At 36.9% G+C, this 13,476-nt stretch carries 14 protein-coding genes and 2 pseudogenes; 4 read left to right on the top strand and 12 right to left on the bottom strand.

What is annotated here, in order from left to right:
• Positions 1–98: 98 nt before the first annotated feature.
• The 3 genes from BN999_RS09635 to BN999_RS09625 form a co-directional block, all read right to left on the bottom strand.
• Positions 99–1,127 carry a hypothetical protein gene (locus BN999_RS09635; protein ID WP_096271174.1) on the bottom strand — a complete coding sequence of 343 codons (1,029 nt, stop codon included), beginning with the start codon at positions 1,125–1,127 and terminating at the stop codon, positions 99–101.
• 61 nt (positions 1,128–1,188) lie between these two features.
• Positions 1,189–1,758: a C39 family peptidase gene (locus BN999_RS09630; RefSeq protein ID WP_255247447.1), complete on the bottom strand. Its 570-nt coding sequence runs from the start codon at positions 1,756–1,758 to the stop codon at positions 1,189–1,191.
• 86 nt (positions 1,759–1,844) lie between these two features.
• A complete protein-coding gene (locus BN999_RS09625) occupies positions 1,845–2,048 on the bottom strand; it encodes a hypothetical protein (RefSeq protein WP_096271172.1) in 204 nt (67 codons plus the stop codon).
• A 494-nt stretch (positions 2,049–2,542) separates the two neighbouring features.
• Between BN999_RS09625 and BN999_RS09620 the strand changes: the two genes are divergently transcribed.
• On the top strand, positions 2,543–2,845 hold the full coding sequence (locus BN999_RS09620) for a hypothetical protein (protein WP_096271171.1): 303 nt from the start codon (positions 2,543–2,545) through the stop codon (positions 2,843–2,845).
• A 522-nt stretch (positions 2,846–3,367) separates the two neighbouring features.
• Here the strand turns inward: BN999_RS09620 and BN999_RS09615 are convergent.
• The 7 genes from BN999_RS09615 to BN999_RS09585 all read right to left on the bottom strand — a co-directional run bounded on the left by BN999_RS09615 (position 3,368) and on the right by BN999_RS09585 (position 7,594).
• Positions 3,368–4,090 carry a cytochrome c biogenesis CcdA family protein gene (locus BN999_RS09615; protein WP_096271170.1) on the bottom strand — a complete coding sequence of 241 codons (723 nt, stop codon included), beginning with the start codon at positions 4,088–4,090 and terminating at the stop codon, positions 3,368–3,370.
• A gap of 89 nt (positions 4,091–4,179) precedes the next feature.
• Positions 4,180–4,578 carry a DUF4304 domain-containing protein gene (locus BN999_RS09610; RefSeq protein ID WP_096271169.1) on the bottom strand — a complete coding sequence of 133 codons (399 nt, stop codon included), beginning with the start codon at positions 4,576–4,578 and terminating at the stop codon, positions 4,180–4,182.
• A 170-nt stretch (positions 4,579–4,748) separates the two neighbouring features.
• Complete coding sequence (locus BN999_RS09605) at positions 4,749–5,186, bottom strand: SRPBCC domain-containing protein (RefSeq protein ID WP_096271168.1); 438 nt, start codon at positions 5,184–5,186, stop codon at positions 4,749–4,751.
• Positions 5,187–5,235: 49 nt separating this feature from the next.
• Positions 5,236–5,721, bottom strand: a complete 486-nt coding sequence (locus BN999_RS09600) for a GNAT family N-acetyltransferase (protein ID WP_096271167.1) — start codon at positions 5,719–5,721, stop codon at positions 5,236–5,238.
• A 33-nt stretch (positions 5,722–5,754) separates the two neighbouring features.
• Complete coding sequence (locus tag BN999_RS09595) at positions 5,755–6,180, bottom strand: lipoprotein (RefSeq protein WP_096271166.1); 426 nt, start codon at positions 6,178–6,180, stop codon at positions 5,755–5,757.
• 99 nt (positions 6,181–6,279) lie between these two features.
• Entirely contained in the window at positions 6,280–6,810 is a 531-nt protein-coding gene (locus BN999_RS09590) for a helicase (RefSeq protein ID WP_096271165.1), read from the bottom strand.
• Positions 6,811–6,865: 55 nt separating this feature from the next.
• Positions 6,866–7,594: a MerR family transcriptional regulator gene (locus BN999_RS09585; RefSeq protein WP_096271164.1), complete on the bottom strand. Its 729-nt coding sequence runs from the start codon at positions 7,592–7,594 to the stop codon at positions 6,866–6,868.
• A gap of 89 nt (positions 7,595–7,683) precedes the next feature.
• Between BN999_RS09585 and BN999_RS09580 the strand changes: the two genes are divergently transcribed.
• Together BN999_RS09580 and BN999_RS09575 are read left to right on the top strand one after the other, a co-directional pair.
• Positions 7,684–8,388 carry a CPBP family intramembrane glutamic endopeptidase gene (locus tag BN999_RS09580; RefSeq protein ID WP_096271163.1) on the top strand — a complete coding sequence of 235 codons (705 nt, stop codon included), beginning with the start codon at positions 7,684–7,686 and terminating at the stop codon, positions 8,386–8,388.
• 280 nt (positions 8,389–8,668) lie between these two features.
• Positions 8,669–9,844, top strand: a complete 1,176-nt coding sequence (locus BN999_RS09575; protein WP_255247433.1) for an MFS transporter — start codon at positions 8,669–8,671, stop codon at positions 9,842–9,844.
• Positions 9,845–10,502: 658 nt separating this feature from the next.
• Here the strand turns inward: BN999_RS09575 and BN999_RS09570 are convergent.
• Positions 10,503–12,554: a S9 family peptidase gene (locus BN999_RS09570; RefSeq protein WP_096271162.1), complete on the bottom strand. Its 2,052-nt coding sequence runs from the start codon at positions 12,552–12,554 to the stop codon at positions 10,503–10,505.
• Positions 12,555–12,761: 207 nt separating this feature from the next.
• On the opposite strand from BN999_RS09570, the pseudogene BN999_RS09565 reads away from it, so the two are divergent.
• Positions 12,762–13,256: pseudogene (locus tag BN999_RS09565) on the top strand (threonine ammonia-lyase); the annotation flags it as partial.
• A gap of 97 nt (positions 13,257–13,353) precedes the next feature.
• Here the strand turns inward: BN999_RS09565 and BN999_RS20865 are convergent.
• A pseudogene (locus tag BN999_RS20865) lies at positions 13,354–13,476 on the bottom strand (AAA family ATPase); the annotation flags it as partial.

The following is a 13,476-nucleotide window of genomic DNA, read 5'->3' as shown; positions in this document are numbered from 1 at the left end:
GCAGGTTAGTTGGAAAGCATTTTACATATAAAGGTCTATCTATATCTAAGGCGAAGAATACAAAAAAAAAATGCCAGATGGCATTTTTTATTTGTACACTAGTTTGAATAGATGATTCCAATTTTTGAGTCCCCTATATTTTCGAGTGAATCGTATTGCAGCATTAAATGTCCTTCATGAACAAAGTAAAGAAACAATGGAGTGGACTCCTGTTCATCCGTGATGGTTATATCTAATGGGGTTAACTCCCCGTTTTTGTAATCGTAGACTGTCAGGTTGTTTTCGCTATCTAAAATAGCTAGACGGTCATCATATGTGTCGAAATAGTTGATGTAATATTCTTTCTTGTTTATCGAATAATATTGGTTTTCCTTTATATCTAAATATCCAAAATCTTGATTGGTCCAATTCCCGTCATTCACGAAGTTTATAGCAAATATCTTACCGTTGGTATACTTCGGATACCCTGGATGAGAGGTTGGTGCCTCATATGTTTCTGTTGTTTTTTCTTTAAGGTCGTACAGCATATAATACCCTTTCCCCTCTTTGGTGTCAGCCCAAAGTAGCTTATCTTCACCAATAGAGACGAACGAATTATAGATAGACGGTTCTTGTAAAGTAGCAATTGTGACCGTTTCGTTTTTCTTTAGGTTATGAAGTTTAACTTCGAATTGTTGCTCATTTCCTAGTTCCGTCCATGCTACAAAATCTTCAAACAACTTCGGGGAGAGAATGATTGGATAGTTTGGATCTGTTGTTGTTATCTCTTTGACACTCTGATTGGACAAGTTCATCCCTAAGAGTTTCGATATTGTTCCGTCTGACGTTTGATCTACCCAAATGAGCCAACTATCGTTCGCTTGAGTATCTTGCATGTACGAATCAGGAAATTCGGATGAGTATAGTTCTTCCGCTTTGCCGGTATCTGGTTCAAAACGAATCAGGGTGTCTACTGCATCGCTACTCATTCTTTGACCAACTGTAACATATAATACCTCATCATTCATTGAGGGGTGCAAATAATTCTCATATGGGATTTCAAGCATGATTTCTTTGGTTTCGTGAGAGCTGCAACCAACTAAAAACAACACCCAAAGTAATATAAGTACATACCATTTCTTTTGCATGTTTATACCTCGTATCCTTAAAGTGGAACTAGAGATGTTTCCATCTCTAGTCGATAATTTTTTAATAAGCCATCGCCATATTACCCGCACTTACGTCTGCTTGATAAACGGCTCTAAATACCCCATTTGTAGTTTTAGAACCAATTGGATCCCAATAGCTTCCTAAGTATGCGGTCATATAGTTTGGATCGACTGTTTTCATTAGCTTTTTCCCTGTGGCATATTCATGCGAATATCCAGAAATTGTGAAATAGTGTCTTAAAACCTTACCGGAATATCGAGGTAAATATTTGGTTTCAACAAGAACGATTGGTGCATTCGTTCTGTTTTTCAAAACTCCTTTAATCCTAGTATTAAAAACGTACTCAGGATTTGACGTATTGGTAAGATCCGCTGCGACATAAGGGTTCGCACTAAATCCAAATGTGTTTTTGTAGTTGTTTAATGCCGTCACAATTCCTGTTGTGGCACTTGCTCCATTGGTTTCCGTACCTATAAGACTAGATAATTTAGTTTGTGTTGGCAAACTGGTGCTAGAGCCACTTTTTCTTTTATGGAAACTCAATGATTGCTTGGCTGAAGCAGGACCACACCAATAATCTCTTTCTTGTTTATAGTTTGTGACAGTAATACTATAATGCTCTCCCTCAATTTCAGCATTAATCGCATTATCTGTTTCCTTTAATGTTTTCTCCAGCCATTCATCTTTTTCTTTTGCTAGCTCTTCCCAATGACTTTTTGTTCTACCGTAAGCCCTGGATCATTAAACAAAGCTCCTGTGTGTGTCATAACATCTGCATCTACTTCTACACCTGTTTTTTCTCCCTCATTCGCACTTGAAAGAGTGGGGATAGCAAATACCATTAAAGAAAGTGTGAATACTAATAGACTGACTTTAAAACTACATGTTACTAGCCTCATTGTTTTCCTCCCTTATTTAATCCTTTGTACCTGTACTTTTTAAATTTTACAGTAATTGGTAAAATCGGGATATGGTTCTTTGGTCGGAAAAAATCGATAGAAATATTCAAAAATTGATACCAGCTGTTTGGCATCTTTTCTACTGAAATGAAACTGTTATGGATTGATTTCTAGTTTTCACGACCAAGATTTCTCGTGGATTCAGAAGTTAGATAATAAATAAGTAAAAAAACTTACCCATTAACAATAGGGAGGGATAGTTCATCATGCTGGTGGTCTTTGCACTTGAGATAAATAATTGAAATGTTGTGTTAATATTTAACTATTAGATATTGAACTAAACTAGCTAATAGAAGTTCAATTCCTATTGCATTAACGGGTGCTATACTCAACTATGACTATTTTGTTAAGGGATGGCAGTCGAAGATTAGTGGGACGGGAAAGAGAATAATAAAATGTGATTGTAAACTATAAATGATCGGGGTGGATATTTAATGAAAAATAAGGGTACTATTTATTATATTGTCGTGCATACTGTCAATTTAATTCTATTGGGAGCTATTGGTTTAATCGCGTTTTTCTCTGTGTTTAATATTAGCCCAAACCAAAACCCCACCTCAAACATGGTTGCATTCGTTACTGTTGTTTTCCTAACAGTAATGTGGGCAGTCAATTACTGGCACCAAGTCAAGAAAAGAAAATGGTTTCTACCAATAGCTGGAACTGTCCTGTTCGTCGCCATTGCTTACTTATACCTGGAACTAGGCATATCATTCCTATACGACGCTTTTTTTTAATAAACCCGCACATCATACAGAATAACAATTAAATAGATTTATTTTTAGCTAGAAACTCGGTTCTTATTGCACTAACGGGTACATTAGTATAAGAAAAATAAAATATATATAACCAAAATTGCTTAAGGAAATTCTCTTCCTTAGGCAATTTTTATTGGATACTGTTATTAAGTCGATTGGAGTTTTAGCACTAGATTTATCATATCATTTAACACTGCAATTCGAGCGTCAATTGGTATGAGTTTTGTAGCATTGACAATATCCGTTGTCATCTTGCTAAAACCTAGCTAATTACTACATAATGCCAAAAGTGTAAAAACATTAATATTACAGTAAAAAATAGCATGCGAATTGTGTTGCTAATTTACTTGCTAAATGTGATGATATTTTCATTTTTGGACTCCATAACGGAACCGTTTATTTTTAGAGTTATCAGTTTCAACATTACAAAGTAAACTACTGAAATAGTAAATAATAAATTCCTATACATTTCTGCTTCATTCATACAAAAAAAGAATACTACTAAAACCCTTGAAAATCTCCAAAAATTGGTGCTAATAAAGAATTGATGAGTGTGAATTTATCAAAGAACAAAATAACTCCCATTACTATCATAATGCCGCCACCAATTTTCATAAACTTACCACTGTATTTTTTTAACCACGTGAATTTAGTGATGAATATAGCTAATAAGAAGAAAGGTATACTGAATCCTAATATATAGGCAGACATATACCATAACCCTTGTGACGGGTTTGCACCAACAAGAGCTAATGTTGCTGCTAAAATTGGCCCCATACAAGGTGTCCAACCAACTGCAAAGGCTAAACCGATAACCCCTGTTCCTATATAACCAGAAGATTTATTTCGAATGTTAAGTTTATGATCCTGCATTAGAAACTTTGGCTGGAATACTCCAATTGTAACTAAACCAAAGAACACGATTAAAATAGCTCCTATTTGTCGAATCAAATCACCATATTGGAAATACCAAGTCTCAATTAATGTTGCACTACCAGCTGTTCCTAATCCCAGCACTAGATAGATAATGGAAAACCCTACCAAAAATGAAATGGTATGAAAAATGGCTTTTCGTTGCCCTTTCCATTTACCTTCTTGTATTTCTGATACACTCATTCCCGTAATATATGACAAAAATGCTGGATAAAGCGGAAATACACAAGGTGAAACAAAGGATAATACCCCTGCACCAAAAGCTAGTAAAATAGAAATATCTGTATGCATAGTTAGTCCTCCCTCGACCAAAACTTAAAAGCGTATGTAGTAATGGAAAGCTAACGGATTGTTGACCCTTCCGTTCAATAGAGACATTCTCATTTACCCTTCTTATCCCAATATTCTTCAGCCTCATAGAGATGGTTCAATACATCTTTTGCTACATGTTCATATATATTTTCAACATCAACATCGTACCGAAACCATTGCCCATCATTCTGTTTCAATCTCAACCTATCATCTATGTCGTGTACTGTCACTTTATATGGTGGTACTTTCTCACCCCAAGACTGAGTGAATCCTTCAGGGGGACATACCCCAACCTCCACAACAAATCCTCCGCCATACCTGTCAAATTGAAAAGTTATTAAATCGATTTTATCCTCGCTAATTCTTCGGAAATGGGGAAAAGACCCTTTAAATCGTTTATTCCTAAGTTCTGGAACAACCATATTCTTTAATTCTATGATCATGTTATCTCTTTCAGATGATGACATCTTAACACCTCTTAAATTTTTCCAACTAATGTATCTCACTATTGTGAACCTAGCTACCTCGATGTTACGATACTTTCCCTACGGATACTAGCATAAAGATTGTAAAATACAATTCAGAATTACCCCACAGAAAAAGGCGTTCAAACATAGAACACCTTCTATTTCATATCTTATAGACTTTCCGCTAATTCTTTCATTACTTTCTTCGATTCAGATGCAAATTCGACCGAGGCATCATAATAGTCTTGTCCATTTTTCAGAAGTGAAAAATCACCAATTTGAATCGCTAATATCGTATTTCCATTTGATTCTTCTAATTGATACAGGTACGCAATATCTCCTTCATCAACCTGTTCATCCCAATTTGATGAGTATAATGCAATCTTCAGTTCCTTCATTTCTTCAGCTTTAATGATGGTTGTAACAGTCTGTCCACCGTTAGGGAGCTCCCAAACTACTTTACTTCCCTTTCCCATATGCTCACTTGGGTAATTCTCTGGAAGCTCATCCCATTGAGCTACATATTTCGGGTTTGTAAGAACCTCCCATACTTTTGAAGGGGTTGCTTCTATTAGTACTTCATCTTTTACTATTAATTTTTCTGCCATGATACTATCCTCCTAGAATAACCATGTGCTTAGTTTAGCATCCGCTTAGCTATAATTTCAAAACCATTCGGACTGTTTTTAAGATATGTCCATCGAAATCATCATCGAACTCTTTCACTATTTTAAAGCCTTTTGCATCATAAAACGTCTTGCCTATCCTATTATTCTTTTCAACATTAATATAAATCTCTTTTATTCCGTCTAAATCCTTAATTCCTTGTTGTAATAGGGCGGAACCAATCCCTTTACCTTGGTACTCTGGATAAAGGTAAATGGCACCTAATTCAACTTGTCCATCCTCTCTAACTGGTGAAAAATTAGCGAACCCAACAACTCTATCGTTGTATTCAGCTACAAAAATAAAAGAATGGTCTATTCGTTGCTTCATCCTTTCATCATTGTAAGCCGATTTCAAGAAATTTTCTTGTACAACCAAAGGAATAATTCCATCATATGTAGCGTTCCAAGATGTTTTTGCAACATCTTGGATTTGTTCAATATCTTCATAACGCGCTTTACGAATGTTTGCAGTCATATGGATCCCCCTGTATATATTCTATAATTGTTATTACTTAGTCTGAAGTTCAAATGTCTCTTCAAAGTCATCCCATTTTACATTAACTTTTATAATTTCATTTTCACTTACCTTCGCACCAGTTGAACCACCTGAAGACGAGAACATTACCGTAGACGGTGGCTCGGTAAACTCCATAGTGCTATCACTACTACCGCTTCTAGTTTCAAATGAGTACTCAAGTTTTTTTATAGAAGACAACTCCTCTAATGAACCTTTATATGTTAATACAAATTTATAGCTATCATTGTTCGAATACGTTCTCTGTCCATCTTTTTCTCCCCATTTTTCTATTCCTTCATATACGTATTCAGCTTCCCAATGTTCACTTTCTCCAGTAAAAATGTAATTATTATTCGTCGTTTCTGAACAAGCTGCTAAGAGCAAGATTGAAAGTAACAGAGTAATTATTCTCTTCAAATTAATTCCCCCTAAAATTAATTGAGTATTATTACCAACCTATTCAGCGTACTTCCAATCATTCCTTTTCTTTCAATAGTACAGATTTGATACAAGGAGCTATTCCTTGGTTTGGCAAAAGATGAAGCGATCATTTGGACTCCAAACATGCTGGTCATCCGCAATATATCCACGTAACCAGAGCACGCCATTAATATTCCTCAGGTAAAAGCCCTTTGGAAATTCATCGTCTTTACTGACTATCTCTGATGCGATGGTTATCGACCCAGTTGGAGCTTGATGTTGTCGTGATTGTTTTCCAAGATTTCCTTCAGGTTGGTCCAGATACTCAAGTCTTAGGTAAGGTGCAAGTTCAAGCGGGCACAATTCTAACCCAAGTTCACTGGACCGTTTAAAGATACGGGACAATGTCGCTCCTTCAGGAAAACCAAGATCTCTAATGGTCAGTTCAACGGTTTTCAGTGTGTAGATGGTTTCTGAAGTTGTAAATCTATCATCAGATAATAACTTCTCTCCATACTCATTCATCATGATAGAGTTTTGTTGAAGCTTTTGAATAAGCTCACCTTTAGTTAACCCGCCCAATTCTACGTATCTAATAACAACAGGGCAATCTGGAAATATCCTCATTTTATCCACTCCTATAACTGGGGATTTACTACCTAAGTAGCTAATATTTTCTAAGCTATTCGGTTGTTACATATGCCATACACCGCTCTGCAAACTCCAGAACTTCTTCAGAAATCGGATATAGTCCTGTTTCCTCGGCTGGTAACTTCCTGACTTCCCAGAATTTCTCCATTAAGTCGGAATCTCCTTGAAAATGACTATTAGTTATTTCTATTAAACTAGTTCCAATTTGAGAGCCTTCTTCCGATTCAGGACTAATTTTATGTTTTATACACCACTCTATTTTACGCAACAATGATATATACTGCTGGGTTGTTTCATCATTGTTGCTGATGTTAGGGATGGTGCTTAGTAAGATATTTTTTTCTTCCTCTTGAAAATAATCAAGCCATTTTTTAGATTCATCTTTTGGCCGCTTAGCTAGCTTAGAGACACTTTCCCAGGATAAGGTATCCTCCAAATCTATCATATTAATTAATGAAGCCGTATTTAAGATACTTGTTTCTAGTTTTGAGTGTTGTTCTTGTAGGTAATTGTAGTGGGAAATTAGGATTTGTTTATAGGATAGTTTATCTAGGATAATGCGAATATTCTCCAATGGAAGTGAAAGGGATTTTAGAATTATTATTTTTTCTAATGTAAATAAATCTTCTTCTGAATAATATCGCTTTCCTTTATCATCTCGATAGCTTGGTGTAAGTAGGTTGATTTGATCATAATAACGAAGAGTGCGAATGGAAATATCTCGCTGTTTCGCTACTTCCCCGGTTGTCCACCGTTTCATTTCATTACCTCCTAAAAAAAGTACTTGCAGGTGACGTAACGTTATCTAATATAGTTGGATTATACCATATTGTGGAAGAGGGATGACGAATGAAAATGAATCAAATGAAATGGAAAGAGCAAGATCATTGGGGGATCAAAGAATTCATCTTATTACTGTTACTAGAATTTGGAATAGTAATAGGCTGTATAAAATTTATAATTCAACCATTGTATTCCCAATGGCTTGATAATGAACTATATGCTGGGACATTAATGGGACTGACAATAGCAATTGTGCTAATTCTAGGTGTTTACTTTATTGCTCTCGGTCCAAAAAAACTTTCTTGGTCTGAAGTGGGAATAAGAACATTTGCAATGAAGGATTGGAAGACCATTATTTTATTTTCTATTGGGTTACTGATTGGCGCAGTGGTCATTGTGGTGCTTACTAGCTTTATAGGGAATTCTTGGGAGAATAGTAAAACAGAAGCGATGCAGAAAAACGTAACTTTCTTAACTGTTTTTATTGCCTTCATTTCTGCAGCTGTTATCTCCCCCATATACGAAGAAATTTTTTATCGTGGGTTTTTATATCGTTGGTTTCGCACTCGCGTAGGATTCATAGGAGCTTTATTACTTAGCTCTTCCATCTTTACTATTATTCATATCCCAACGTACAATGTCATGCCAGTTAATTTCTTTAGTGGAATCATCTTTGCTTTAGCATATGAACGAACTAATTCGATTTGGCCATCCGTTATTATTCACGGGTTAACTAATGGAGTTATGGTACTGTTAACAAGTTTAGGGTAGTGTATAGGAGCTCCCTTAAGGCAGATTGTTTATCTAAATAGAAAAACGTCTATCCAAGATAGACGTTTTTGCGTATATAATTGTGGCGCAGGACCATGTGGTTCACATGCACATGTATTGCATTGTCCTTCGTCTTACACAACTTTAGCTCATCGCTTGATAAGTATAGCATTCTTTCAATCTCAGCGCTAGTTGTATTTTACTTCCAGATTTCTAATTTTTTTAATCTAGCTTGTCTTAAATTCCAACCTCGTGCATACATTTTTCTTGAGGTGAAAAAATGAGACAAACAACGATAGACAAAATGCATATTTTTCTTGTGATGTTCTTCATGAGTCTGGTAATGAGTATTCAAGCACCTATTTTTGCACCCTATGCAGCAAAGTTAGGAGCATCAAGTGTTTTAATTGGTATCATGCTTAGCTTGGCATCCTTCACAAACTTGACAGGGAATTTAATTGCTGGGCCATTGGTTGATCGATTTGGAAAGAAAGTTTTTATAACACTACCAATCTTTGTTTCAGGAATCCTGTTTATCGCTCATGCGCTCGCTACGAGTTCGACTAGTTTACTAGTGCTACGTGCTCTAAATGGATTTTCCCTAGCTTTTCTCATTCCGGCTGCATTAGCGTTACTTTCTGGTTATGCGAAAAATAGTCATCAGCAGGGTAAGAACATGGCCATCAATGGCATACTCGGAACGATTGCTAGTATTGTTGCACCAATAGTTGGGGGACTCCTCGGAACAGCCATCGGTTATGCCAATACATATTATGTCATTGGAACTTCTTTACTATTGATTGGCATGTATACCACATACTTTTTGAACGAAAAAGAGAATACAATTGTGGTTCAGAAGCACACAAAACCGCTGGACTTTATGCAGGTTATTCAAAATCCTCATCTAAAGATTGTATTTTTAACTGGATTTGCCTTGATGTATATTCATGGTGTTATTATTTATGAAGTTCCTTATCTTGCTGTAGAACAGGGGCTATCCACGGCTACTACCGGCCTATTATTCAGTTTCTTTGGCATCGGGACGTTTTTCTCCTTATCGTTATTTTTCATTAACCGATTCAATCCGATTAAAAGGCTTATTCTTGGTTTATTTGGAATGTGTATCAGTTTGTTCGCCATATTTAGTGGACTAGTAGCCTTACCATTCCTATTATTCTTTTTAGGTTTCTTCTTTGGAATTATGATGCCTGCAATGGCAACTGCTATTACTGATGCTATTTCAAGTGAAGGGCACGGTCGTGCTTTTGGTGTTATGTCTGCTGTTTATTCAGTTGGTATGATTGCTAGTTCATTTATTACTGGTGTGGTTCGAGATGTTGTTTCTCCTTACTTTATTGCTTTTCTTATCGGGATGCTTACACTTACCTTGATTGGCTATGCTAGACTTCAAAATAGAACAACTACAGTTTCAAAGGCACCTTATCACTATTCTTAATTTTTGATGTATGGGTAGAACTTCTCCTTGGTTCTACCCTTACTAAAAAAATTCAACTATAATCTTGCCACCTAACACAAATTGGATTCGATTATATTAATGAGAAAGGATTTCTTCCATTCGGAAGAAATCTAGTGGGAATAATCAGGGGGACAGGTTAATGATGAACTTTTATTCTTCTTTTCAATTCTATTTCATAAATCAAATGATGCATGGGGGTCTCTTATTCTTCATTTCAAACCCATTTCACAGACCTAATGATGCACGAGAAACTCTTATTCTTCATTTCAAACCTAATTACCAGACCTAATGATATACGAGAACCTCTCATTCTTCATTTCAACCCAATTTCACAGACCTAATGATGCACAAGAAACCCTTATTCTTCATTTCAACCCTAATTACTAGACCAATTGATACACAAGAACCTCCTATTCTTCATTTCAACCCAATTTCACAGACCAATTGATACACGAGAACCTCCTATTCTTCATTTCAACCCAATTTCACAGACCAATTGATACACGAGAACCTCCCATTCTTCCTTTTAATTCCGCTCCCCCTCTCTAAATGAAAAATCACATTTATCTTTCACCATACTACAAGTACTTCGAAATAAAAAACCCCCAAAGGAATTCTCCTTTAGAGGTTACATCATTTAATCCGTAGTAACACCTAGCTTATCCAAGATAAACGCATAGCAAGCAGCGGCTTCCTTCAAATGATTAAAGCGACCCGATGCTCCGAAGTGCCCTGCACCCATATTCGTTTTCAATACTAGGATATTATGATCTGTTTTCATTGCTCGTAAGCGCGCGACCCACTTGGCTGGTTCCCAATATGCAACTCGTGGATCATTCAGGCCTGTTGTCACATACATATGTGGATATTCTTTTTCTTCTACATTGTCATATGGACTATAAGACTTCATATAAAAATAGTCCTCGCTTTTTTGAGGATTACCCCATTCATCCCATTCTAGGGTGGTGAGGGGAATCGTGGTATCCAACATTGTCGTCACTACATCTACAAACGGTACTGCTGGAACGATAACCTTAAAAAGCTCTCCAGCCATATTGGCAACTGCTCCCACAAGTAAGCCTCCTGCACTTCCACCACGTGCTGCCATTTGGCTTGGTGTTGTATAACCATGTTCAATAAGATACTTCGCAGCATCAATGAAATCTGTAAACGTATTTCGTTTATTCTGCATTTTACCTTTTTCATACCAATGACGTCCCATTTCCGAGCCACCACGAACTTGTGCAGTGACAAAAATAATTCCTTTATCCAAGAGTGGAAGTCGATATGGATCAAAATGTGGATCACTGTTTGCTCCATACGATCCATAGCCAGTTAGAATTAACGGTGCTGGTCCCTTTTCAAGTGCCCCTGCTCGATAAACAACAGCCATTGGGACCTTAGTTCCATCCTCAGCTGTCGCCCATAAATGTTCTTGACGATAATTAGAACGTTCATATTCTCCACTGACGGGTGCAACTTGTAATACTTGCTTTTCTCCAGTCTCCAGATTCAGTCCATATGTTGTTTTTGGAGTGAGTAAGGATTCATATTGAATTAGTACTTCTGATGTGTCATAGCTTTGATTAGCTGCGATAGAAACTGTGTATAGTGGTTCACTCCAACTTATCTTCTCTAACTCGCCATCACGAAGTTTCCAGATTTGCGTCAATCCTTCTTCTCGACCAAATATAAAAAGAGCATCACGAAATGGGTATATACCCTGAAGATAGCGCACTTCCCTGTACTCAATGACGTTCACACGTGATTGTAAATCATCTAGTGGGCAACGTAGAAGTTGAAAGTTCAATGCCCCTTCATTGGTTAAAATCAGAAGGTCATCTCCCCAATCTTCCACATCATATTCAATCCCCACCCGTCGTTCATCTACTAGCCGTATAGGGGCTAATGGTGAATCCGCATCGATTAAGTGAACTTCACTTGTCGTAGTCGATCTTGAATGTACCAAAATAAACTTTCCACTTTGTGATTTCGTCACGAATAACGTAAAGGTTGTATCTTTTTCTTCTAAAATAAGTTCATCACTACTTACGTCAGTCCCTAAACGATGGCGCCATAACTGATATGGTCGCTGACTCTCATCAATCGTAATATAAAAAATATACTCGCCACAACGACTCCATTCCAAGCTACCATATAAATATACATTGGGAATCTGGTCGGGTAAGAGTTCTCCTGTAGTCAAGTCTTTTACATAAGCAGTGTACCGGTCTGTGCCATCTCGATTTTCCAAATAGGCAAGACGATTGTGATCGGTACTCATACGCCTTACTGTTACACTTAAGTAATCACCATCTACGGCCAATTCATTCAGATCTAGTACTACTTCTTCTTGTACTTCGGGTAAGAGTTCGCGACTTTCTGCTTGCTTTCGTGCATAAATCGGATATTGTTTGTCTTTTTCCATACGAGAATAGTAGAAGTATGATCCATGCTGTACTGGCACTTGCATTTCCGAATCTGGAACACGGTCAACCATGCTTTGATAAATGTTTTCTGTTTTCTCTTCTAGTGGACGCATGACATCCTCGTAATATCGATTTTCATCTTCTAAGTACTCAATGACCTCCGGGTTTTCACGGTCCCTTAGCCAATAATAGTCATCCTTACGCACATCACCATGTATTTCATGTGGATGTGGAATGCGCTTTGCAATAGGTGGTTTCATTAGTTCCACTCCTTTCGTTCTATGTAATCATTTCGTGATACAAATCGGTAAATCCTTCTTTTCAATTGAAAATAATGGCAATTTTAGACAGGAAGAGAATATAATCTGCATAATTTTCACAATAAACTACTACATCATTACTTCTATCATCTAGTATCAGAGGATATAATTAGATATAGATGAAATCATAAGGGGCGTGTTTTATCCATGATCATTATTCATGATGTAATTCAAGCGAGAGAGAATATTTCCGATATCATCCATGAAACGCCAATCCTATACTCTTCCCAGCTTAGTGACATTTGCGGAAATCAGATGTACTTTAAAGCAGAACATTTACAGAAGACCGGTTCCTTCAAAATTCGTGGAGCAACCAATCGAGTGAAGCGTGCCGCCATCGAGAAGGCGACCTTTATCACAGCTGCATCCAGTGGAAATCATGGACAGGCTGTTGCTTATATTGCAAATAAATTAGGTATCCCAGCAACTATCGTTGTTCCCGTTGATGCCAATGAAAGCAAGCTAAATGCGATAAAAGCTTATGGTGGGTGGATTGAAAAATGTGGTACCACTTCAGCAGAAAGACTACCAAGAGCAAAAGAGCTAGCAGCTGAACAAGACGGTGTCTTTATTCCCCCATATGATGATCCATTTGTCATGGCAGGACAAGGTACCATTGGATTAGAAATATTGGAGCAATTATGTCACTTTGAACGGTATTTTGCGCATATTTTAAATACTATTTTGCACGAGATGAAATATAAAAATCTATCTTCATGTAAAAGATAGATTTTTATAATTACTTGATTCCGATAACTAAACTGTCTCGTGCAGCTTCAACAACTTCTGTTGTAATGGTTTCAAGATTATTAATTTCAAGTATCCTTTCAATCTGGGTGAAGAGTCTTTGTATAAGCCTGAA

Origin of the sequence: Paucisalibacillus globulus (genome assembly GCF_900184735.1) — a bacterium.
In the GTDB taxonomy this organism is placed as follows: Bacteria; Bacillota; Bacilli; order Bacillales; family Amphibacillaceae; genus Ornithinibacillus; species Ornithinibacillus globulus_B.
The sequence above is the reverse complement of the archived record's forward strand: the minus strand, read 5'-3'. Positions and strand labels throughout refer to the sequence as shown.

Excerpts from the sequence above, each read along its gene's own strand:
- BN999_RS09635 (WP_096271174.1), bottom strand. The coding sequence starts at position 1,127 with ATGCAAAAGAAATGGTATGTACTTATATTACTTTGGGTGTTGTTTTTA.
- BN999_RS09625 (WP_096271172.1), bottom strand. The coding sequence starts at position 2,048 with ATGAGGCTAGTAACATGTAGTTTTAAAGTCAGTCTATTAGTATTCACA.
- BN999_RS09620 (WP_096271171.1), top strand. The coding sequence starts at position 2,543 with ATGAAAAATAAGGGTACTATTTATTATATTGTCGTGCATACTGTCAAT.
- BN999_RS09615 (WP_096271170.1), bottom strand. The coding sequence starts at position 4,090 with ATGCATACAGATATTTCTATTTTACTAGCTTTTGGTGCAGGGGTATTA.
- BN999_RS09610 (WP_096271169.1), bottom strand. The coding sequence starts at position 4,578 with ATGTCATCATCTGAAAGAGATAACATGATCATAGAATTAAAGAATATG.
- BN999_RS09605 (WP_096271168.1), bottom strand. The coding sequence starts at position 5,186 with ATGGCAGAAAAATTAATAGTAAAAGATGAAGTACTAATAGAAGCAACC.
- BN999_RS09600 (WP_096271167.1), bottom strand. The coding sequence starts at position 5,721 with ATGACTGCAAACATTCGTAAAGCGCGTTATGAAGATATTGAACAAATC.
- BN999_RS09590 (WP_096271165.1), bottom strand. The coding sequence starts at position 6,810 with ATGAGGATATTTCCAGATTGCCCTGTTGTTATTAGATACGTAGAATTG.
- BN999_RS09585 (WP_096271164.1), bottom strand. The coding sequence starts at position 7,594 with ATGAAACGGTGGACAACCGGGGAAGTAGCGAAACAGCGAGATATTTCC.
- BN999_RS09580 (WP_096271163.1), top strand. The coding sequence starts at position 7,684 with ATGAAAATGAATCAAATGAAATGGAAAGAGCAAGATCATTGGGGGATC.
- BN999_RS09575 (WP_255247433.1), top strand. The coding sequence starts at position 8,669 with ATGAGACAAACAACGATAGACAAAATGCATATTTTTCTTGTGATGTTC.
- BN999_RS09570 (WP_096271162.1), bottom strand. The coding sequence starts at position 12,554 with ATGAAACCACCTATTGCAAAGCGCATTCCACATCCACATGAAATACAT.